The organism is Burkholderia cenocepacia (assembly GCF_900446215.1).
Taxonomy (GTDB): domain Bacteria; phylum Pseudomonadota; class Gammaproteobacteria; order Burkholderiales; family Burkholderiaceae; genus Burkholderia; species Burkholderia cenocepacia.
This window is the reverse complement of sequence record NZ_UAQZ01000003.1, coordinates 137,949-158,643: the sequence shown is the minus strand read 5'-3', so window position 1 is coordinate 158,643 and position 20,695 is coordinate 137,949. Positions and strand designations below refer to the sequence as shown.

Below are 20,695 nucleotides of genomic sequence, written 5' to 3'. Positions count from 1 at the left end.
GCTGAGGCTTAGCTGAACATCAGCGCGGTCAGCAGGAAATCGAGGCCGAGTACGGCGAGCGACGCAAACACGACCGTCTTGGTGGTCGCGCGCGACACGCCCTCGGGCGTGGGCTTCGCTTCATACCCCTGGTACAGCGCAATGAAGGTCACGGCGAAGCCGAACACGATGCTCTTGATCACGCCGTTGCCGACGTCGGCCCAGACCTGGACCCCGCCCTGCATCTGCGACCAGAACGCGCCCGGATCGACGCCGATCAGCACGACGCCGACGAAATAACCGCCGAGCACGCCGACCGCGTTGAAGATCGCGGCCAGCAGCGGCATCGCGATGATGCCCGCCCACATGCGCGGCGCGATCACGTTCTTGATCGGGTCGACCGCCATCATTTCGAGCGCGGTGAGCTGCTCGCCGGCCTTCATCAGGCCGATCTCGGCCGTGAGCGACGTGCCCGCGCGGCCCGCGAACAGCAGCGCGGTGACGACCGGCCCGAGCTCGCGCACGAGCGACAGCGCGACCAGCAGGCCGAGCGCCTGCTCGGAACCGTAGCGGTTCAGCGTGTAATAGCCCTGCAGCCCGAGCACGAAGCCGACGAACAGCCCCGACACGGCGATGATCACGAACGAATAGTTGCCGAGGAAGTGGATCTGCTTCGTGACCAGCCGCGGCCGGCGCAGCAGCGGGAAGAATTCCAGCACGAGGCGCACGAACAGGCGCGTGCCGTAGCCCGCGCGCTCGAGGCCGCCGATGACGTAACGTCCGATCGCGCTGATCATGCGCGCCCTCCGCCGAGCCCGAAATCCGCCGCGAGCGGCGGGCTCGTGTAATGAAATTTGAACGGGCCGTCCGGCGCGCCGTCGATGAATTGCCGCACGCTCGGATCGGTCGACGCGCGCAGCTCGTCGGGCGTACCCTGCGCGAGCACGCCGCCATTGGCCAGAAAATACACGTAATCGGCGATCGCGAACGATTCCGGCACGTCGTGCGTGACGAGGATCGACGTCGCGCCGAGCGCCTGGTTCAGCGTGCGGATCAGGTTCGCGGTGATGCCGAGCGAGATCGGATCGAGGCCCGCGAACGGCTCGTCGTACATGATGAGCTGCGGATCGAGCGCGATCGCGCGTGCCAGCGCGATGCGGCGCGCCATCCCGCCCGACACCTCGGACGGCATCAGGTCGCGCGCGCCGCGCAGCCCGACCGCGTTGAGCTTCATCAGCACGAGGTCGCGGATCAGGTCTTCGGGCAGATCGGTATGTTCGCGCAGCGCGAACGCGACGTTCTCGAACACCGACATGTCGGTAAACAACGCGCCGAACTGGAACAGCATGCCCATCTTGCGGCGCAACGCATACAGCCCGTCGCGCGTTTGCGCGCCGACATCGGCGCCGTCGAACAGCACCTGGCCGCGGCGTGCGCGCACGAGGCCGCCGATCAGGCGCAGCACGGTGGTCTTGCCGCAACCCGAGCCGCCCATGACCGCGACGACCTGCCCGCGCCCGAAGCGCAGGTTCAGGTTGGACAGGACGAGGCGGTCGCCGTAGCCAAAGTCGACGTCGCGAAGTTCCAGCAGGGTCTCGGTAGGAGTGGGGCTCACGGAGCTGACAGTCCTTTTACGCAGAACGCCGAATTATAGGGCCTGCATTGGAATGATGTCGTGACGCCGTTCCGGGCCCTCCGGTCAACGATTGTCAAATTGTCCGGCAAAGCACTGCTGCAGTGCAATAAGCGCTGTCCGATAGTCGGCCGCGCCCGTGACCGCGCTGACCACCGCGACGCTGCCGACGCCCGTCGCCAGCACGGCCGGCAGCGCGTCGAGCCCCACCCCGCCGATCGCGACCAGCGGCGCCCGCGCGCCGGCGAAGCGCGCGTAGCGGGCAATCCGCGCCAAACCCTGCGGCGGCGCGGCGACGGCCTTGGTCGCGGTCGCGTACACGGGGCCGAGCGCGAGGTAGCTCGGCCGTTCGTGCAGCGCCCGCAACATCTCGTAATAACCGTGGCTCGACAGTCCGAGCCGCAGGCCCGCGCGCGCGATCGCGGCCAGATCGGCCGTTTCGAGGTCCTCCTGACCGAGATGTACCCCGTACGCCCCCTCTTCTGCGGCGATCTGCCAGTGATCGTTGATGAACACGCGCGCATCGGGATAGCGGCGCCCGGCCGCGACCGCGCGCGCGATTTCTTGACGGAGTGTGTCCGGCGTCGCATCTTTCACGCGCAATTGCACGGTTCGCGCGCCGCCATCGAGCACGCGTTCGACCCATTCGGCGCTCGGCACGACCGGATAGAGGCCGAGTTGCGCGGGGCACGGCGGGAACGCCGGCTCCGGCGCGGGCGGCAGCCCGGCGACGCACGGGAATCGCTCGGCATCGACCGGCCATGCGTCGGCGGCGTGCGTCTCGTCGCCGTCGCGCCACGCCAGCGCGAGAACCAGCGCGTCGACCGGTGCGAAGCCGCAATCGAGGAATGCGGCAAGCGCCGCGATCCAGTCGTCCGCGAGCGGATGCGCGGCGTCCAGCGCGTAGCGCACGCCCGCCGCATGCAGCACGGCGCTGCGCTCGTCGAATTCGATCGCCACCGCATCGGGCGACGCTGGCCGCGACACGGCCGACGCACGCGCCTGCGCGGCGCGATCGCCGGCCGACACGATCAGCACGTCGCCGTCGGCCGGCACGTCGGGCGCCGCCACGCAGAGCCGCCACGGCGCCACGCCGTCCGGCCAGTCGCCGAGCCGCGCGCGAATCCGCTCGGCCGCTTCGGCCAGCTCGTCGGCCGGCGGCCAGAACGCATCGGCGAAGCGCGCGCTCATGCGCCGCCTCCGTCCTGGTGCCAGAACGGCATCCCGACGACCGGCGTGCTCGCGTGCGCGGTTTCGCGCGCATCCATCGGGCCGGCGAGATACGCGGCACGGCCGGCCTCGACGCCCTGCGCAAACGCGCGCGCCATGATCTCCGGGTGCGTCGCCTGCGACACGGCCGTATTCAGCAGCACGCCGTCGAAACCCCACTCCATCACCTGGCACGCGTGCGACGGCACGCCGAGCCCCGCGTCGACGATCAGCGGCACGTCCGGCAGCCGTTCGCGCAGCACGCGCAGGCCGTACGGATTCACGACGCCCTTGCCGGTGCCGATCGGCGCGCCCCACGGCATTAGCGCCTCACAGCCGACGTCGAGCAGGCGCCGGCCGATCACGAGATCCTCGGTGCAGTACGGCAGCACCTTGAACCCGTCCTTGACCAGTTGCGCGGCGGCATCGATCAGCCCGACCGGGTCGGGCTGCAGCGTGTAGTCGTCGCCGATCAGCTCGAGCTTGATCCAGTCGGTGCCGAAGACCTCGCGCGCCATGTGCGCGGTGGTCACGGCTTCGGCGACGGTCTGGCAGCCGGCCGTGTTCGGCAGCAGCGGCACCGCGTGGCGCTTGAGCAGGTCGAAGAAGCCGGCTTCGGCCGTGCCGCCCGTCATCTGGCGGCGCAGCGCGACCGTCACCATCCCGGGGCGCGACGCGGCGATCGAATCGGACAGCGACTGCAGCGACGGATAGCGCGACGTGCCGAGCAGCACGCGGCTTGCGAAGGTTTCGCCGTACAGCGTCAGCGTGTCGGCGGAGGTGGGGGACGTCATGTCGTTTTCCTGGAAGAGCGGGGACGAACCGGCGGCGCTCAGCCGCCCGCGACGGGGTGCACGACGTCGAGCCGGTCGCCCGCCGCGAGCGCGCGCGCCGCATGCTGCGTACGCGCGACGAAATTGCCGTTCAGCGCCACCGCGTACGGCGGACGCGCGCCGTACGCGGCGAGCGCGTCGGCCACCGTCGCGCCGTCGGGCAACGTCAGGGTCTGTTGATTGATCTGGATATCCATGAGGCTGGGTCGAATTCGGTCGGCGGCGCGCGTCAGGCCGGCTGGTGCGCGTCGTTGCGGTGATGGAGAAGCGTCGGCCAGCGCGCGGTGGCGCGCCATGCGGCAAATGCGTCGGGATCGCCGAGCGTGCCGCCGAGCGCGGCCTGCGCGCACGCGACGGCCGCCTGCGCGACTTCCGGCGCGATCATGAAGCCGTGCCGGTACAGGCCGTTGACGGCGAGCGTCGACGCGCCGTCCCAGATCACCGCCGGACGATGATCGGGCAGCGTCGGCCGGCACTGCGCGTTGAGTTCGAGGATGCGCGCCTCGCCGAACGCCGGATGCACGGAGAACGCCGCGCTCAGCAGTTCGAGCGCGGAACGCACGCTCACGGGCGACATGTCCTCGCCCTCCACCTCGGTCGCGCCGATCACATAGAGATCGTCCTGCTTCGGTGCGATGTACAGCGGGTAGCGCGGATGCAGCAGCCGCACGGGCCGCGTGAGCCCGATGCCGGGCGCGTGCACGCGCGCGACTTCGCCGCGGATGCCGCGCAACGCGGGCAGCGCGGGTTTCGCGCCGAGCCCGCGACAATCGATCGTGACATGCGCGGCGGGCAGGTTCGCGTCGTCGACCGCCGCGTGCCAGTGCAGCGCGACGCCGCGTTCGGCGAGGCCCGCGGCGAGCGCGCGCAGCGCCTGGCGGTTGTCGAGCTGGCCTTCGCGCGGCAGCATCAGCCCGCGCGCGAAGCGGCCCGCGAGCGCGGGTTCGGCCGCGTCGACCTGCGCACCGGCCAGCGTCACGAAACCGCCGTCGAACAACTCGGCCGGCGCGTTCGCGCGCACGCGCCGCTCGAACAGCGGCGCCTCCGCGCGGTCCGCGTGATGCCAGACGACGAGCGTGCCGCGATGCTGGAAGAAGACGGGTTCGGGCAGTTCCGCGAGCCACTGCGGCCAGCGCGCGAGCGACGCGGCGCCGAGCTCGGTGATCAGCAGCTCCGCGCTCGCCGCTTCCGCGAGCGGCGCGAGCATCGCGGCCGCGATCCACGCGGCCGACTGCTCGCCGTCCGGCCCGCCGCGCTCGTAGAGCGCGACGCGATGCCCGTCACCCGCGAGCCGCCACGCGATCAGGCGGCCGACGAGGCCGCCGCCGAGTACCGCGAAATCGGGTCGTGCATCCCGGACGTTCATCGCGCGCCCTCCGCGCGGTCACGCGCGACGAGCGTCGACGTGCACGCGCCACCGCATGCGAACGCACGCGACATCGGGCCGGGAGCCATGCAAAAGACTGAAGATTGTGCGGTCATCATTCCTTCCGTAACGCGCAATGCGCGTACCCAAAAGGACGAAACCGGCAGCAAAGGCCGGCCGGGCGGGACTCGGGCGCTGACCATATGGGATGGCGGCCAGCGCGGCCCGGCGGGATCAGAAACTTCCCTCGCCGGTATTACCCGGATCGGGTGCGAAGGGTCTTTCTCAGCCTCGCCGCGCTGCCCGGAACATCTGCCGGCCGCGCCACGAAGCACCCCTGTTTCGTCGTCGGCCATTAGACCATAAAAGCGGAAAGCGCCGCAAACTGTCCCCCTTGCGGCAAATTCGCCGGCGCGCCGCGCCGCTCTGGCACAATGCCCGCAGGCCGGCCGCGCGAGCGGCCGGTTGCCGCGTCACCGCCGGTTTTTAAGTGCCGTTTAAGACGCACGGGCGACCATCCGGACGCCCGCCGTCCGTCGGCGCCGCGCCCCGGCATGCCGTATCGCGGCGCGCGCCCGGTTTCGCCCGGCCCGCGCGCCGGCTCATCATCAGGAAGCACATGACCCAATCGATCGATCCCGTCCGCTCCGCCTCCGACGCGCCGCAGGACGAGCGCCCGGTATCCGCATGGAGCCTCATCAAGCCCTACTGGGTATCGTCCGAATGGAAAATCGCGTGGGGGTTGCTGGTCACGATCATCGCGATCAACCTCTGCGTGGTCTGGATCAACGTCAAGCTGAACAAGTGGAACGCGCAGTTCTACAACGCGCTGCAGTCGAAGGACGTCCACGACTTCCCGAACCTGCTGATGCAGTTCTCCGCGCTCGCGTTCGGCTTCATCATCCTCGCCGTCTACGGCCGCTACCTGCGCCAGATGCTCGGCTTCCGCTGGCGCCAGTGGCTCACCGACCGCTTTCTCGGCCAGTGGCTCGGCGATCGCGCGTTCTACCGGATCGAGCGTGACCGCCTCGCCGACAACCCCGACCAGCGGATCACCGACGACCTCCAGTCGTTCGCGACCACGACGCTCGCGCTGTCGCTCGACCTGCTGTCGACGGTCGTCACGCTCGTGTCGTTCATCACGATCCTGTGGTCGCTCGCCGGCGCGCTGACGTTCACGCTCGGCGCGACGCCGATCGCGATTCCCGGCTACATGGTGTGGGCGGCCGCGCTGTACGCGGTGATCGGCTCGCTGATCATCCAGAAGGTCGGTCATCCGCTCGTGTCGATCAACTACCAGCAGCAGCGCGTCGAGGCCGATTTCCGCTTCGGGCTGATCCGCGTGCGCGAGAACGCCGAGCAGATCGCGTTCTACGACGGCGAGAAGACCGAGGCCGGCAACGCGCAGAGCCTCTTCATGCGCATCCGCGACAACTGGTGGCGCGTGATGAAGTACACGAAGCGGCTCACGTTCGTGCTGAGCTTCTACGGGCAGATCGCGATCATCTTCCCGCTCGTCGTCGCCGCGCCGCGCTACTTTGCCGGTGCGTTCTCGTTCGGCGTGCTGATGCAGATCTCGTCCGCGTTCGGCACCGTCAGCGATTCGTTCTCGTGGTTCATCAACAGCTACTCGACCCTCGTCGAATGGCGCGCCACCGTCAACCGTCTGCGCGAATTCAAGCGCGTGATGGGCACGTCGCACCTGAAGGAAAGCCTGTCGCCCGCGACCGAGCACGGCGGCATCAACCTGCACTACATCGACGCCGCGAAGCTGTCCACGTCGTCGCTCAAGCTCGCGCTGCCGAACGGCAACGCGCTCGCGAACATCGGCGACGTCACGATCGAGCCCGGCTCGCGCTGGCTCGTGGTCGGCAAGTCCGGTTCCGGCAAGAGCACGTTCATGCGCGCGCTCGCGGGGCTGTGGCCGTTCGGCGACGGCGCGATCGACGCGCCGGTCGGTGCGCGGATGATGTTCGTGCCGCAAACCAGCTATTTGCCGATCGGCACGCTGAAGGCCGCGCTCACCTACCCGGCGACGCCCGACACGTTCAGCGACGAAGCATGCCGCGATGCGCTGCGCGCGTGCCGTCTCGAGGATTACGTCGAGCGCCTCGACGAAACCGCGCACTGGACCCGCGTGCTGTCGCCGGGCGAACAGCAGCGTCTGGCCGGCGCGCGCGTGCTGCTGCACAAGCCCGACTTCCTGTTCCTCGACGAGGCGACCAGCGCGCTCGACGCCGACAACGAAGCCCGCCTCTATCACCTGTTCGCCGAACGGCTGCCGAAGGCCGCGATCGTCAGCATCGCGCACCGCGAATCGCTGGCCGCGTTCCACGTCGGCACGATCAACGTCGAGCGCGTGAGCAGCGACGACAAGGTCGCCGCGTGAACGCACGCGCCGCGCACGTCGCCCGGATCGCGCTGATCACCGGCGCGGGGTCGGGGATCGGCGCGGCGCTCGCGCGGCGGCTCGCGGCGCCCGGCGTCGCGCTGGCGCTGCATGCGCGCGGCGCGGACGATGCGGCACGCGCGCGGCTCGCAGCAGTCGCCCAGGCGTGCACGGCGGCCGGCGCGGAATGCGTGACGTTGACCGGCGATCTCGCTGAGCCCGGCGTGGCTGCCACGCTCGTCGATGCCGTCGCCACCCGCTTCGGCGGGCTCGACCAGCTCGTCGCGAACGCCGGCTTCGCCGCGCGGCAATCCTTTTCCGAACTCTCGGCGGATGCGCTCGCGTCCGCGTTCGCGGCGATGCCCGGTGCGTTCTCCGCGCTCGCGGGCCGCGCGCGGCCGCTGCTCGAAGCATCGATCGCGCCGCGGATCGTCGCGGTCAGTTCGTTCGTCGCGCACCGCTACCGCGCCGATGCGCCGTTCGCGGCGACCGCCGCCGCGAAAGCCGCGCTCGAATCGCTGGTGCGTACCGCCGCCGCCGAATTCGCCGCGCGCGGCATCACCGTCAATGCGGTCGCGCCGGGCTTCACGCGCAAGGACCACGGCCCGAGCGCCGGCAACGCCGCGGCCTGGGCGCAGGCCGAACAGGCGACGCCGCTCGGCCGGATCGCCGAACCCGACGACGTCGCCGCGCTGATCGCGTTCCTGCTGTCGGACGCGGCGCGACAGATCACCGGCCAGGTCATCCACGTCGACGGCGGCCTGACGCTCTGATGCGTCGCCCCGTCTGCCTGCCGTTCCGCACGAACCTGCATCCGCCTTTTTGGCGTGCGCGAGCGCGCCCGTAAAATAACCGCGACGCGGCAGCGCGGGACGAGACAAGACGAGAGGGGGCGACAAGCATGCAGGCATTCCAGTGGTTCAACGAATTGTCGACGCGCGAGCGCCGGACGCTGTACGCCGGATTCGGCGGCTATGCGGTCGACGCGTTCGACTTCATGATCTATTCGTTCCTGATTCCGACGCTGATCGCCACCTGGGGCATGACGAAGAGCGAGGCCGGGATGATCGCGACCAGTTCGCTGATCTCGTCGGCGATCGGCGGCTGGGTCGCCGGCATCCTCGCCGACCGCTACGGCCGCGTGCGCATGCTGCAGTGGACGATCGCGACGTTCGCGCTGTTCACGTGCCTGTCCGGCTTCACGCATTCGTTCTGGCAGTTGCTCGCGACGCGCACGCTGCAGGGTTTCGGCTTCGGCGGCGAATGGTCGGTCGTGACGATCATGATGGCCGAGACGATCCGCTCGCCCGAGCATCGCGCGAAGGCCGTCGGCACCGTGCAGAGCAGCTGGTCGTTCGGCTGGGGCGCGGCCGCGATCCTTTACTGGGCGTTCTTCGCGCTGCTGCCCGAGCAGATCGCGTGGCGCGCGTGCTTCTGGATCGGCATCGTGCCCGCCCTGTGGATCCTGTACATCCGCCGCAACGTCAGCGATCCCGACATCTATACGGCCACCCGCCGCGCGCGCGACGAAGGCCGCGTGTCGGGCCACTTCCTCGAGATCTTCTCGCCGCCGCACCTGCGCGCGACGCTGTTCGGCAGCGCGCTGTGCACCGGCATGCTCGGCGGCTACTACGCGATCACGACGTGGCTGCCCACCTATCTGAAAACCGTGCGCCATCTGTCGGTGTTCAACACGAGCGGCTATCTGGTCGTGCTGATCGTCGGTTCGTTCGTCGGCTACGTGGTCGGCGCGATGCTCTCTGACCGGCTCGGCCGCCGCGCGTCGTTCATCCTGTTCGCGGTCGGCTCGTTCTCGCTCGGCATGGCGTACACGATGCTGCCGATCACCGATACCGCGATGCTGCTGCTCGGCTTTCCGCTCGGCATCGTCGTGCAGGGCATCTTCGCGGGCGTCGGCGCGTATCTGTCGGAGCTGTATCCGGGCGCGATCCGCGGCTCGGGCCAGGGCTTCTGCTACAACCTCGGCCGCGGGCTCGGCTCGTTCTTCCCGATCCTCGTCGGCGCGCTGTCGCAATCGATGTCGCTCGTGAAGGCGATCGGCCTCGTCGCGGGCGGCGGCTACCTGCTCGTGATCGTCGCGGCGCTCGTGCTGCCGGAAACGCGCGGCAAGTCGCTCGCCGACGATCCGGCCATCGCGTCGTGAGCCACCGCCCCGTTCCGGACTCCGCATGCACGTGATCGTTCTCGGCGCCGGCGTGATCGGCGTCACCACCGCCTGGCACCTGCGCGAAGCAGGCTGCGACGTCACCGTGATCGAACGCGAGGCCGACGTCGCGCAAGCGACGAGCCTCGGCAACGCGGGCGTGATCGCGCCCGGCTACGTGACGCCGTGGGCCGCGCCCGGGATGCCCGGCAAGATTCTCAAGTACCTGTTCAAGCCTGCGTCGCCGCTGATCTTCCGGCCGACGCTCGACGCCGCGCAGTGGCGCTGGATCGCGCGCTGGCTGCGCGAATGCGAATTCGAGCGGTTCCGCGTGAACAAGCAGCGGATGCAGCGCATCGCGTATTACAGCCGCGCGTGCCTGCATGCGTTTCGCGACCGTTATCCGTTCGACTACGGCGCGAGCCGCGGCTACCTGCAACTGCTGCGCAGCGCGTTCGACGTCGAGATGGTGCAGCCCGCGCTGAAGGTGCTGCGCGATGCCGGCATCGCGTTTCGCGAACTCGACGCGGCCGGCTGCACCGCGATCGAGCCAGGCCTGCGCTGGGCGCGGCAGGCGCCCGTCGGCGGCATCTACCTGCCCGACGACGAAGCGGGCGACTGCGCACGCTTCACGCGAGAACTGCGGGCGCGGTGCGAAGCGAACGGCGTGACGTTCCGGTTCCGCACCGCGATTCGAGCGCTCGATGTCGCGGGCGGCGAGGTGCGCGGCGTGCGGATCGACTCGCTCGACGCGGGCGCCGCCGCCCGACGCGATGCGCTGCTCGCCGCCGATGCGATCGTCGTCGCACTCGGCGTCGACAGCGCGGGCCTGCTGCGACCGCTCGGCATCGACGTGCCGCTGTATCCGGTGAAGGGCTACTCGGCCACGCTCGCGGTCGTCGACGATGAAAAGGCCCCATGCGCCGCGCTGATGGACGAATCGCTGAAGACGGCGATCACGCGCTTCGGCCCGACGCTGCGCGTCGCCGGCACCGCGGAGCTCGGCAACCGCCACGCGGCGCTGCGGCAGCAGGCGCTCGACACGCTGATGAAGGTGCTCGACGACTGGTTCCCGCATGCGGCCGATCGCGCGTCGGCGCGTTTCTGGGTCGGCCGCCGGCCGATGACGCCCGACGGACCGCCACTGCTCGGCGCGAGCGGCATCGACGGCCTCTGGCTCAACGTCGGCCACGGCTCGACGGGCTGGGCCATGTCGATGGGTTCGGGAAAGGTGGTCGCGGATCTCGTCACCGGGCGCGCGCCGGAGATCGATCTGGCGGGCCTGACGCTCGCGCGCTACGACCGCTAGGGCCGCGCCAGGAACAGGCTTGCGGACGCGCCCTACGCGCCGACGCTGTCGTCCGCACGCGCGATCGGCACCGACACGATCGGCCGATGCGACACGCCTTCATGCGACAGCCGGCTTTCGAACAGCGTCAGCGCTTCGACACGCACGTCGACGGGCCGCCCCGGCGCGCCGCCGTGCGCGGGCTGGCCGACCGCATCGTGCGGCAGCCGCGCGAGCGTCACGTGCGGCCGGAACGGCCGGCGGTCGGCCGGCACGCCGAGTTCGCACAGCAGCGCGGCCAGCCCCGCATTCAGCGCGACGCACGCAGCATCGACCGCGAGTTCCGCGACGATCAGCCTCGCGCGCGGCAGGCTCGGCCACCACGCGATCCGCTCGACCGGCATCGGCGGCAACGCATGCGCGGCCGCGAGCGCCGGCAGGTGCGCGGCCAGCGCGTCGCACCGTTCCCGCTCGATTGCGCCGATGAACGCGAGCGTCATGTGCAGCTGCGCGGGCGGCGGGCGCCGCGCGCCACGGGTGACCGGCAACGCGTGCAGCGCGTCGCGCGATGCCGCATCGGGCATCAGCGCGACGAACGCACGGAGCCGGTCGCCGTTCATGACTCGCGCACCGTCACGCGCACTTCGGCCACCGCGTCGGCCGACGGCGGACGCTGCGGCAGCGGGCCGTGCTCGCCCCACACGTCGGCCGGCAGCACGCGCGCGAGTTCGGGGATCGTGTTGCGCGTGAACACCGGATCGGCGACGCCGGCCGCGCGCTGGCGGCGATAGTCGGCCCATGCGGCGTGCGCGTACCTGCCGAGCGCGAGGATCGCGATCAGGTTGATGATCGCCATCAAGCCCATGCTCGTATCGGCCATCGCCCACACGAGCGGCAGTTGCCCGACGCTGCCGAACATCACCATGCCGAGCACGGCGATGCGGAACAGCGGCAGCACGCCGCGCCGCTTCGTGATGAATTCGACGTTGCCTTCCGCATACGCGTAGTTGCCGATCACCGACGAGAACGCGAGGAAGAAGATCGCGACGGCCATGTAGATGCCCCCCCAGTCGCCGACGTGGCTCGAGATCGCGCGCTGCGTGAGCGCCGCGCCCTCCATCCCGGTGCCGAGTTCGTACTGGCCCGACAGCAGGATCACGAATGCGGTCGCGCTGCAGATCACGATCGTGTCGACGAACACGCCGAGCATCTGGATCAGCCCCTGCGTGACGGGGTGGCGCGTGCTCGCGGTCGCGGCCGCGTTCGGCGCGCTGCCCATCCCCGCCTCGTTCGAGAACAGCCCGCGCTTCACGCCGATCGCGATCGCCTGGCTGACCGCGTAGCCGGTCAGGCCGCCGGCCGCCTGCTCGAGGCCGAACGCGCTCTTCACGATCAACGCGATCACGCCGGGCACCAGCGTGATGTGCGTCGCGACCGCGTAGACCGCGAGCGCGAGGTAGCCGATCGCCATCAGCGGCACGATCACCTGCGCGACCGTCGCGATGCGGCGGATGCCGCCGAAGATGATCGGCGCGGACAGCAGCACGAGACCGAGGCCGACCGTCTCGCGACGCCAGCCGAACGACGTATGGAATGCATCGGCGATCGCATTGGCCTGTACCGCGTTGAACACGAAGCCGAACGCGAGGATCAGCGACAGCGAGAACAGCACACCGAAGCCGCGCGAGCGCAGGCCCGTCTGGATGTAGTACGCGGGGCCGCCGCGATAGCTGCCGTCCGGATGCGATACCTTGAAGATCTGCGCGAGCGTCGCCTCGACGAACGCGGACGACATCCCGACCAGCGCGGTCATCCACATCCAGAAGATCGCGCCCGGCCCGCCGACCGTCAGCGCGACCGCGACGCCGGCGATGTTGCCGGTGCCGACGCGGCTCGCGAGCCCGGTCGCGAACGCCTGGAACGACGAGATGCTGCCCGGTTCGCCCTTGCTGCCGACCAGCTTCATGCTGAGGAACAGCGCCTTCAGCTGGATCATCCGGAACCGCAACGTGAACCACGCACCGGCGCCGAGCAGCAGCGCGATCAGCACGTAGTTCCACAACACGCCATTGACGGCGTCGATCAGCCCATGCACGAATGCTTCCATCCAGAGTCCTTGTAAATAGGGTCAGTCATGTGCGGCGACCGCGAACGCGGCCCGAGGGGCGACATGATATGACAGTTTTCAAGGATTATTACAAAACGAAAGGAATTGAGATGACGAAAAATCGAGGCCGAATGTCATCAGGTTAGACGACGCTTCGCGAAAATGCGGGGCGACGATGCGGCGCCGCTGCGGGCCCGGCCGACCGGTTCACGCTCGCCCGGCACCCGCCGGTGAGCGTCAGGGCGCTTCGAATGCTTGCGCCCCGACCATCCGGGCCGACGCCGCGGCAACGACATCGACCGCGCGCAGCCATAAAAAAACCGGGCGCCCTCTCGGACGCCCGGCTTTGGTCGAAACCCGCTCGCGCGATTCAGCTCAGCGCGGCAGTTCCGAATGGCCCATCAGGTACGTATCGACCGAGCGCGCGCACTGGCGGCCTTCGCGGATCGCCCACACCACGAGCGACTGGCCGCGACGCATGTCGCCTGCCGCGAACACCTTGTCGACCGACGTGTAGTACGAACGGTCGCCTTCGGTCGTCGCGCGTGCATTGCCGCGCGCATCCTTCGCGACGCCGAACGCGTCGAGCACCGGCGCGGCCGGCTGCGTGAAGCCCATCGCGAGCAGCACGAGATCGGCCTTCATCTCGAACTCGGAACCCGGCACTTCCTGCATCTTGCCGTCCTTCCACTCGACACGCACCGCGATCAGCTTCTCGACCTTGCCGTTCTTGCCTTCGAGACGCTTCGTCGCGACCGCCCAGTCACGCTCGCAGCCCTCCTCGTGCGACGACGACGTACGCAGCTTGATCGGCCAGTACGGCCACACGAGCGGCTTGTTTTCCTCTTCCGGCGGCTGCGGCAGCAGCTCGAACTGCGTGACCTGCTTCGCGCCGTGACGGTTCGACGTGCCGACGCAGTCCGAACCCGTATCGCCGCCGCCGATCACGATCACGTGCTTGCCCTTCGCGAGCAGCTGGTCGGCGAGCTTGTCGCCCGCGTTCACGCGGTTCTGCTGCGGCAGGAAGTCCATCGCGAAATGGACGCCCGCGAGCTCGCGGCCCGGTACCGGCAGGTCGCGCGGCGTTTCCGAACCGCCGGCGATCACGACCGCGTCGAATTCTTCCTTCAGCGTGTCCGGCGAGATGGTTTCCTTCGCGAGGCTGCCGATCGATTCGGGCAGCGGCTCCTTGCCGATGAACACGCTGGTACGGAACCTCACGCCTTCCGCTTCCATCTGGCGCATGCGGCGATCGATCAGCCACTTCTCGAGCTTGAAGTCGGGAATCCCGTAACGCAGCAGGCCGCCGATGCGGTCGTTCTTCTCGAACACCGTCACGTCGTGGCCCGCACGCGCGAGCTGCTGCGCGGCAGCGAGGCCCGCGGGGCCCGAACCGACGACCGCGACCTTCTTGCCCGTCTTGTGTTCGGCCGGCAGCGGCTTCACCCAGCCTTCCGCCCAGGCCTTGTCGATGATCGCGTGCTCGATCGACTTGATGCCGACCGGATCGTTGTTGATCCCGAGCGTGCAGGCCGCTTCGCACGGCGCCGGGCAGATGCGGCCCGTGAATTCCGGGAAGTTGTTGGTCGAGTGCAGGACTTCGATCGCCTGCTGCCAGTCCTGGCGGTAAACGAGATCGTTGAAGTCCGGGATGATGTTGTTGACCGGGCAGCCGTTGTTGCAGAACGGGATGCCGCAATCCATGCAGCGCGCGCCCTGGACCTTCGCGTCCGCGTCGGTCAGCGCCGCGACGAATTCCTTGTAGTGCTTCACGCGCGTGAGCGGTGCTTCGTACGCCTCGTGGCGGCGTTCGAACTCCAGAAAACCGGTTGCCTTGCCCATAAGGTGCTCTTCTGTTCGGTGTATCGGGTGGGGGAGCCGCGCGCGGCCATCAGGCGCGCGCGGCATTCGCTATGTCGTTCGTCGCTCAGGCGGCCAGCACTTCCTTCGCCGCCTTCTTCGCACCGATCTCGCCCAGCGCGCGCTTGTATTCGTGCGGGAACACCTTCACGAACTGGCGGCGCGCCGCGTCCCAGTTTTCCAGCAGCGACTTCGCGCGCGGCGAACCCGTGAACTGGAAATGACGCTCGACGAGCCCCTTGAGCAGCGCCTCGTCCGTCGTGCCGGCGTGCCAGAGCGCGCGGTCGACCGTGCGCTCCTGCTCGGCCTGCTGCAGCACCGGCTCGAGCGCGACCATCGACTTGTTGCACTTGGCCGCGAACGTGCCTTCCGGATCGTAGATGTACGCGAGGCCGCCCGACATGCCGGCCGCGAAGTTGCGCCCCGTCTCGCCGAGCACGACGACCGTGCCGCCCGTCATGTATTCGCAGCCGTGGTCGCCCGTGCCTTCGACGACCGCCGTCGCGCCCGAGTTGCGCACGCAGAAGCGCTCGCCCGCGACGCCGCGGAAGAACGCTTCGCCTTCGATCGCGCCGTACATCACCGTGTTGCCGCAGATGATGTTTTCCTCGGACTTGCCGCGGAAGTCGTTGGTCGGACGGATGATGATCCGGCCGCCCGACAGGCCCTTGCCGACGTAGTCGTTGCCGTCGCCGACGAGGTCGAGCGTCACGCCCTTCGCGAGGAACGCGCCGAAGCTCTGGCCGGCCGTGCCCTTCAGCTGGATGTGCACCGCGTCGTCGGCCAGGCCGTCGTGGCCGTGCTTCTTCGCGATCACGCCCGACAGCATCGCGCCGACCGTGCGGTTCACGTTGCGCACCGGCTGGATGAACGACACATGCTCGCCGTTCTCGATCGCGGCCTTCGCCTTCTCGATCAGCACGTGGTCGAGCGCGCGCTCGAGGCCGTGATCCTGCACGTCGACGTGACGCGGCGCGACGTCCTCGCACTCTTCCGGCTGGTAGAACACACGCGAGAAGTCGAGGCCCTTCGCCTTCCAGTGCTCGATGCCCTTGCGCGTATCGAGCAGATCGGCGCGGCCGATCAGGTCGTCGAACTTCGCGACGCCGAGCTGCGCCATGATCTCGCGCACTTCCTCGGCGACGAAGAAGAAGTAGTTCACGACGTGCTCGGGCTGGCCCTTGAACTTCGCACGCAGCACCGGATCCTGCGTCGCGACGCCGACCGGGCACGTGTTCAGGTGGCACTTGCGCATCATGATGCAGCCCTCGACGACGAGCGGCGCCGTCGCGAAGCCGAATTCGTCCGCGCCGAGCAGCGCGCCGATCACGACGTCGCGACCCGTCTTCATCTGGCCGTCGGCCTGCACGCGGATGCGGCCGCGCAGGCGGTTCAGCACCAGCGTCTGCTGCGTTTCGGCGAGGCCGAGTTCCCACGGCGTGCCGGCGTGCTTGACCGACGACAGCGGCGACGCGCCCGTGCCGCCGTCGTGGCCGGCGATCACGACGTGATCGGCCTTCGCCTTCGCGACACCGGCCGCGACCGTGCCCACGCCCACTTCCGACACGAGCTTCACGGAGATGCTCGCGCTCGGGTTCACGTTCTTCAGGTCGTGGATCAGCTGCGCCAGATCCTCGATCGAGTAGATGTCGTGGTGCGGCGGCGGCGAGATCAGGCCGACGCCCGGCACCGAATAACGCAGCTTGCCGATGTACTCCGACACCTTGTGACCCGGCAGCTGGCCGCCTTCGCCCGGCTTCGCGCCCTGCGCCATCTTGATCTGGATCTGGTCGGCCGATGCCAGGTACTCGGCGGTGACGCCGAAGCGCCCCGACGCGACCTGCTTGATCTTCGAGCGCAGCGAATCGCCGTCCTTCAGCGCGATGTCGCTGACGATCTCGTCGCCGATCACCGACTTCAGCGTCTCGCCCGACTTGATCGGAATGCCGCGCAGTTCGTTGCGATAGCGCTTCTCGTCCTCGCCGCCTTCACCGGTGTTCGACTTGCCGCCGATCCGGTTCATCGCGATCGCGAGCGTCGCGTGCGCCTCGGTGCTGATCGACCCGAGCGACATCGCGCCGGTCGCGAAGCGCTTGACGATCTCCTTCGCCGGCTCGACGTCGTCGATCGGGATCGCCTTGGTCGGCTCGACCTTGAACTCGAACAGGCCGCGGAACGTCATGTGACGCTTGGTCTGGTCGTTGATCAGGTGCGCGTATTCCTTGTACGTCTGGTACGAGTTGCTGCGCGTCGCGTGCTGCAGCTTCGCGATCGAATCCGGCGTCCACATGTGGTCTTCGCCGCGCACGCGGTACGCGTACTCGCCGCCCGCGTCGAGCATGTCGCGCAGGACCGGGTTGTCGCCGAACGCGTCGCGGTGCAGGCGGATCGCTTCTTCCGCGACCTCGAACAGGCCGATGCCGCCGACCTTCGACGCGGTGCCCTTGAAGTACTTCTCGACGAGGTCGCTCGACAGGCCGAGCGCTTCGAAGATCTGCGCGCCCGTGTACGACATGTACGTCGAGATGCCCATCTTCGACATCACCTTCTGCAGGCCCTTGCCGACCGCCTTCGTGAAGTTGTAGACGGCCTTCTCCGGCGACAGGTCGCCCGGCAGCCCTTCGGCCATCTTCGCGAGCGTTTCCATCGCGAGGTACGGGTGCACGGCTTCCGCGCCGTAGCCCGCGAGCAGCGCGAAGTGGTGCGTCTCACGCGCGGAACCCGTCTCGACGACGAGGCCCGTGCTCGTGCGCAGCCCTTGCTGCACGAGGTGCGTGTGGATCGCCGACGTGGCGAGCAGCGCCGGAATCGCGACGTGCTCGGCGTCCGTCTTGCGGTCCGACACGATCAGGATGTTGTAGCCCGACTTCACCGCGTCGACGGCTTCCGCGCACAGCGACGCGAGGCGCGCCTCGATGCCTTCCTTGCCCCACGCGACCGGATAGCAGATGTTCAGTTCGTACGCGCTGAACTTGCCGCCCGTGTACTGGTCGATCGCGCGGATCTTCGCGATGTCCTTGAAGTCGAGCACCGGCTGCGACACTTCGAGACGCATCGGCGGGTTGATGTTGTTGGTGTCGAGCAGGTTCGGCTTCGGGCCGATGAACGACACGAGCGACATGACCATGTTCTCGCGGATCGGGTCGATCGGCGGGTTCGTGACCTGCGCGAACAGCTGCTTGAAGTAGTGATAGAGCGTCTTGTTCTTGTTCGACATCACCGCGAGCGGCGAATCGTTGCCCATCGAACCGACGGCTTCCTCACCCTGAGCCGCCATCGGCGCCATCAGGAACTTCAGGTCTTCCTGCGTATAGCCGAACGCCTGCTGGCGGTCGAGCAGCGCGGCGCCCTGCGTGCGGCCGGCCGCGACTTCCTCGGCCTTCGGCTCGATCTCGTCGAGCTTGATGCGCACCGCGTCGATCCAGCTCTTGTACGGCTTCGCGTTCGCGAGGTTGTCCTTCAGTTCCTTGTCGTCGATGATGCGGCCGTGTTCCATGTCGATCAGGAACATCTTGCCCGGCTGCAGGCGCCACTTCTTGACGATCTTCGATTCGGGGATCGGCAGCGTGCCGGCTTCCGACGCCATGATGACGAGGTCGTCGTCGGTGACGATGTAGCGCGCCGGGCGCAGGCCGTTACGGTCGAGCGTCGCGCCGATCTGGCGGCCGTCGGTGAACGCGATCGCGGCCGGGCCGTCCCACGGCTCCATCATCGCGGCGTGGTATTCGTAGAACGCGCGGCGGTTCTCGTCCATCAGCGTGTGCTGTTCCCACGCTTCCGGGATCATCATCATCACCGCGTGCACGAGCGGGTAGCCTGCCATCACCAGCAGTTCGAGACAGTTGTCGAACGATGCGGTATCCGACTGGCCCGGGTAGATCAGCGGCCACAGCTTCGGCAGATCGTCGGCGAGCACGTGCGACGCGATCGCGCCGGTACGCGCGTTCAGCCAGTTCACGTTGCCCTTCACGGTGTTGATCTCGCCGTTGTGCGCGATCATCCGGTACGGGTGAGCCAGTTCCCACGCCGGGAACGTGTTGGTCGAGAAGCGCTGGTGCACGAGCGCGAGCGCCGACACGACACGCTCGTCCTGCAGGTCGCGGTAGTACACGCCGACCTGGCCGGCCAGCAGCAGCCCCTTGTAGACGACGGTGCGCGCCGACATCGACGGCACGAAGTATTCCTTGCCGTGCTTGAGCTTCAGCGCCTGGATGCGGTGGCTCGCGGTCTTGCGGATCACGTACAGCTTCCGCTCGAGCGCGTCCGTCACCATGATGTCCTTGCCGCGACCGATGAAGATCTGGCGGATCAGCGGCTCGCTCGCCTTGACCGTCGGCGAGATCGGCATCGCATGGTCGACCGGCACGTCGCGCCAGCCGAGCACGACCTGGCCTTCGGCCTTCACCGTACGCTCGAGCTCCTGCTCGCACGCGAGACGCGACGCGTTCTCCTTCGGCAGGAAGATCATCCCGACCCCATATTCGCCGGCCGGCGGCAGGTTCACGCCCTGCTTCGCCATTTCCTCGCGATAGAACGCGTCCGGAATCTGGATCAGGATGCCCGCGCCGTCGCCCATCAGCGGATCGGCGCCGACCGCGCCGCGGTGATCGAGGTTCTCCAGGATCTTCAGACCCTGCTGGATGATCTCGTGGCTCTTCTTGCCCTTGATGTGAGCGACGAAGCCGACGCCGCAGGCGTCGTGTTCGTTTTGCGGGTCGTACAGACCTTGTGCGGCGGGCACCGCGGCGAGCGGCTGCTGGTGGTCGTTCATGGGGACACCGTCGTAAAGGGGGCCTGGAGGCCGTTGAACCGTTTTCTTGTTGCCGTCGAGCCCGCTCCCGACAGGAGACGGCACGGCCGACAGTGGTTGGGCAGGCTTCGCCCGGGCCACCGGAATTCGGAATATACGCGACGAATCAAGGGAATAGCAACAAAAACCGCTTGATCGAACCCCAATTAAATGAATGCCTCGATCTGGTGCTGTTTTATTGGGGCCGTATCGTTTTGGTGCAAAAAGAAGCGGCGCCCGCCGCGCCGCTTCCGGCCCGCCTTTCCGGCGTTACTGCTGGATCGGCGGCGTGTTTTCGCGCACCTTTCTGGGGCGCCCGCGCGGCAACGGCGAGACGCGCCGGTTCGCGGTGCGCGCCGCCCACTCGCGGTAATTCTCGCCGCCGAGCACCCAGCCCTTCAGCGTGGCCTGCTGCAGCTGATCGGCCTGCCGCTCGTCGAGCGGCTGTTCGCACAGCTCCTTGTACGCCCGCTGGCGGTCGAACGGCGTGTTGCCGAGCGCCCAGTAGAGCGGATGGTCGGTGATCAGGCTGTCGACGGTGAGCCCGACGTGATGCCGGTAGCTCGACCAGCGATAGGCCTCGGGCGTCGCGACGAGCTGCGAGCGGACCGGGCTCATCTCGACCACGCGGCTCGCGAGCAGGAAATAGCGCTCGCCTTCGATCACGGTCGCGCGATAGCGGCCTTCCCACAACGTGCCGCGCCGCGAATAGCGCCGGTTGAAATGCGCGACGTAGCGACGGCCGACGGCCTGCATCGCCTTCGGCAGGCTCGCCTCGTCGCTCGGTGTCACGAGGAGTTGCACCTGGCGCGGCAGCAGCACGTAGGCGTGTACCGCCAGGTGATGATCGCGTGCGGCGGCCTTCAGGCAATCGATGAAGAGTTCGTAGTCCTGGTCGTCGACGAACGCGGGTTGCTGATCCAGGCGGCGCAGTATCACGTGCTGCGGCTGGTCGGGAACGTAGAGTCGTGCTAACCGTGCCATGCTGAATGTCCGTTTAAACGCGTTAGGAAATACCCGGAGGTCCGAAAATGCGCACCTGCGTAGAATGCCTGCCCCAGCGGCGCGCGTAAGCGTA

The 20,695-nt window shown here is 68.4% G+C and carries 15 protein-coding genes and 1 riboswitch; of the genes, 4 read left to right on the top strand and 11 right to left on the bottom strand.

The annotated features are described in order from the left end of the window. Positions 1–8: 8 nt before the first annotated feature. From mlaE to DTA15_RS11410, 6 genes are all read right to left on the bottom strand, one after another. Positions 9–776, bottom strand: coding sequence for a lipid asymmetry maintenance ABC transporter permease subunit MlaE (mlaE, locus tag DTA15_RS11435; protein ID WP_006486220.1), 768 nt, complete (start codon positions 774–776; stop codon positions 9–11). Continuing rightward, positions 773–1,594 carry an ABC transporter ATP-binding protein gene (locus DTA15_RS11430; RefSeq protein ID WP_006477138.1) on the bottom strand — a complete coding sequence of 274 codons (822 nt, stop codon included), beginning with the start codon at positions 1,592–1,594 and terminating at the stop codon, positions 773–775. Before DTA15_RS11430 ends, mlaE begins: the two co-directional genes overlap by 4 nt. An 84-nt stretch (positions 1,595–1,678) precedes the next feature. Beyond that, a complete protein-coding gene (gene thiE, locus DTA15_RS11425; protein WP_012492304.1) occupies positions 1,679–2,803 on the bottom strand; it encodes a thiamine phosphate synthase in 1,125 nt (374 codons plus the stop codon). Then, entirely contained in the window at positions 2,800–3,615 is an 816-nt protein-coding gene (locus DTA15_RS11420) for a thiazole synthase (protein WP_006488530.1), read from the bottom strand. Before DTA15_RS11420 ends, thiE begins: the two co-directional genes overlap by 4 nt. Positions 3,616–3,653: 38 nt before the next feature. After that, complete coding sequence (gene thiS / locus DTA15_RS11415; RefSeq protein WP_006488534.1) at positions 3,654–3,851, bottom strand: sulfur carrier protein ThiS; 198 nt, start codon at positions 3,849–3,851, stop codon at positions 3,654–3,656. 32 nt (positions 3,852–3,883) lie between these two features. Next, entirely contained in the window at positions 3,884–5,020 is a 1,137-nt protein-coding gene (locus DTA15_RS11410; protein ID WP_006488532.1) for an FAD-dependent oxidoreductase, read from the bottom strand. Between the two features lie 225 nt (positions 5,021–5,245). Continuing rightward, positions 5,246–5,369: riboswitch (TPP riboswitch) on the bottom strand. 270 nt (positions 5,370–5,639) lie between these two features. Between DTA15_RS11410 and DTA15_RS11405 the strand changes: the two genes are divergently transcribed. The 4 genes from DTA15_RS11405 to DTA15_RS11390 all read left to right on the top strand — a co-directional run bounded on the left by DTA15_RS11405 (position 5,640) and on the right by DTA15_RS11390 (position 10,882). Then, positions 5,640–7,409 (top strand): ABC transporter ATP-binding protein/permease, encoded by a 1,770-nt coding sequence (locus tag DTA15_RS11405; RefSeq protein ID WP_006488528.1) that lies wholly within the window; start codon positions 5,640–5,642, stop codon positions 7,407–7,409. After that, positions 7,406–8,182 (top strand): SDR family oxidoreductase, encoded by a 777-nt coding sequence (locus DTA15_RS11400; protein WP_012492303.1) that lies wholly within the window; start codon positions 7,406–7,408, stop codon positions 8,180–8,182. The genes DTA15_RS11405 and DTA15_RS11400 overlap by 4 nt, the downstream gene beginning before the upstream one ends. A gap of 128 nt (positions 8,183–8,310) precedes the next feature. Continuing rightward, positions 8,311–9,573: an MFS transporter gene (locus DTA15_RS11395; RefSeq protein WP_006482644.1), complete on the top strand. Its 1,263-nt coding sequence runs from the start codon at positions 8,311–8,313 to the stop codon at positions 9,571–9,573. A 25-nt stretch (positions 9,574–9,598) separates the two neighbouring features. Continuing rightward, the gene (locus tag DTA15_RS11390) at positions 9,599–10,882 is read left to right on the top strand and encodes a D-amino acid dehydrogenase (protein WP_006482643.1); all 1,284 of its coding nucleotides are present in this window, start codon (positions 9,599–9,601) and stop codon (positions 10,880–10,882) included. 32 nt (positions 10,883–10,914) lie between these two features. Here the strand turns inward: DTA15_RS11390 and thpR are convergent, their stop codons facing one another. From thpR to DTA15_RS11360, 5 genes are all read right to left on the bottom strand, one after another. Beyond that, on the bottom strand, positions 10,915–11,481 hold the full coding sequence (gene thpR, locus DTA15_RS11385; protein WP_012492302.1) for an RNA 2',3'-cyclic phosphodiesterase: 567 nt from the start codon (positions 11,479–11,481) through the stop codon (positions 10,915–10,917). After that, positions 11,478–12,968 carry an alanine/glycine:cation symporter family protein gene (locus DTA15_RS11380; protein ID WP_006490627.1) on the bottom strand — a complete coding sequence of 497 codons (1,491 nt, stop codon included), beginning with the start codon at positions 12,966–12,968 and terminating at the stop codon, positions 11,478–11,480. Before DTA15_RS11380 ends, thpR begins: the two co-directional genes overlap by 4 nt. A 375-nt stretch (positions 12,969–13,343) precedes the next feature. Next, positions 13,344–14,810, bottom strand: a complete 1,467-nt coding sequence (locus tag DTA15_RS11375; RefSeq protein WP_006490625.1) for a glutamate synthase subunit beta — start codon at positions 14,808–14,810, stop codon at positions 13,344–13,346. 85 nt (positions 14,811–14,895) lie between these two features. After that, positions 14,896–19,599, bottom strand: coding sequence for a glutamate synthase-related protein (locus DTA15_RS11370; RefSeq protein WP_006490631.1), 4,704 nt, complete (start codon positions 19,597–19,599; stop codon positions 14,896–14,898). A 288-nt stretch (positions 19,600–19,887) separates the two neighbouring features. Beyond that, on the bottom strand, positions 19,888–20,601 hold the full coding sequence (locus DTA15_RS11360) for a transposase (RefSeq protein ID WP_006490629.1): 714 nt from the start codon (positions 20,599–20,601) through the stop codon (positions 19,888–19,890). Between the last annotated feature and the right edge of the window lie 94 nt (positions 20,602–20,695).

Bases quoted from the DNA above. Each gene is read 5' to 3' on its own strand.
- mlaE (WP_006486220.1), bottom strand. From the start codon at position 776: ATGATCAGCGCGATCGGACGTTACGTCATCGGCGGCCTCGAGCGCGCG.
- thiE (WP_012492304.1), bottom strand. From the start codon at position 2,803: ATGAGCGCGCGCTTCGCCGATGCGTTCTGGCCGCCGGCCGACGAGCTG.
- DTA15_RS11420 (WP_006488530.1), bottom strand. From the start codon at position 3,615: ATGACGTCCCCCACCTCCGCCGACACGCTGACGCTGTACGGCGAAACC.
- thiS (WP_006488534.1), bottom strand. From the start codon at position 3,851: ATGGATATCCAGATCAATCAACAGACCCTGACGTTGCCCGACGGCGCG.
- DTA15_RS11410 (WP_006488532.1), bottom strand. From the start codon at position 5,020: ATGAACGTCCGGGATGCACGACCCGATTTCGCGGTACTCGGCGGCGGC.
- DTA15_RS11405 (WP_006488528.1), top strand. From the start codon at position 5,640: ATGACCCAATCGATCGATCCCGTCCGCTCCGCCTCCGACGCGCCGCAG.
- DTA15_RS11395 (WP_006482644.1), top strand. From the start codon at position 8,311: ATGCAGGCATTCCAGTGGTTCAACGAATTGTCGACGCGCGAGCGCCGG.
- DTA15_RS11390 (WP_006482643.1), top strand. From the start codon at position 9,599: ATGCACGTGATCGTTCTCGGCGCCGGCGTGATCGGCGTCACCACCGCC.
- thpR (WP_012492302.1), bottom strand. From the start codon at position 11,481: ATGAACGGCGACCGGCTCCGTGCGTTCGTCGCGCTGATGCCCGATGCG.
- DTA15_RS11380 (WP_006490627.1), bottom strand. From the start codon at position 12,968: ATGGAAGCATTCGTGCATGGGCTGATCGACGCCGTCAATGGCGTGTTG.
- DTA15_RS11375 (WP_006490625.1), bottom strand. From the start codon at position 14,810: ATGGGCAAGGCAACCGGTTTTCTGGAGTTCGAACGCCGCCACGAGGCG.
- DTA15_RS11370 (WP_006490631.1), bottom strand. From the start codon at position 19,599: ATGAACGACCACCAGCAGCCGCTCGCCGCGGTGCCCGCCGCACAAGGT.
- DTA15_RS11360 (WP_006490629.1), bottom strand. From the start codon at position 20,601: ATGGCACGGTTAGCACGACTCTACGTTCCCGACCAGCCGCAGCACGTG.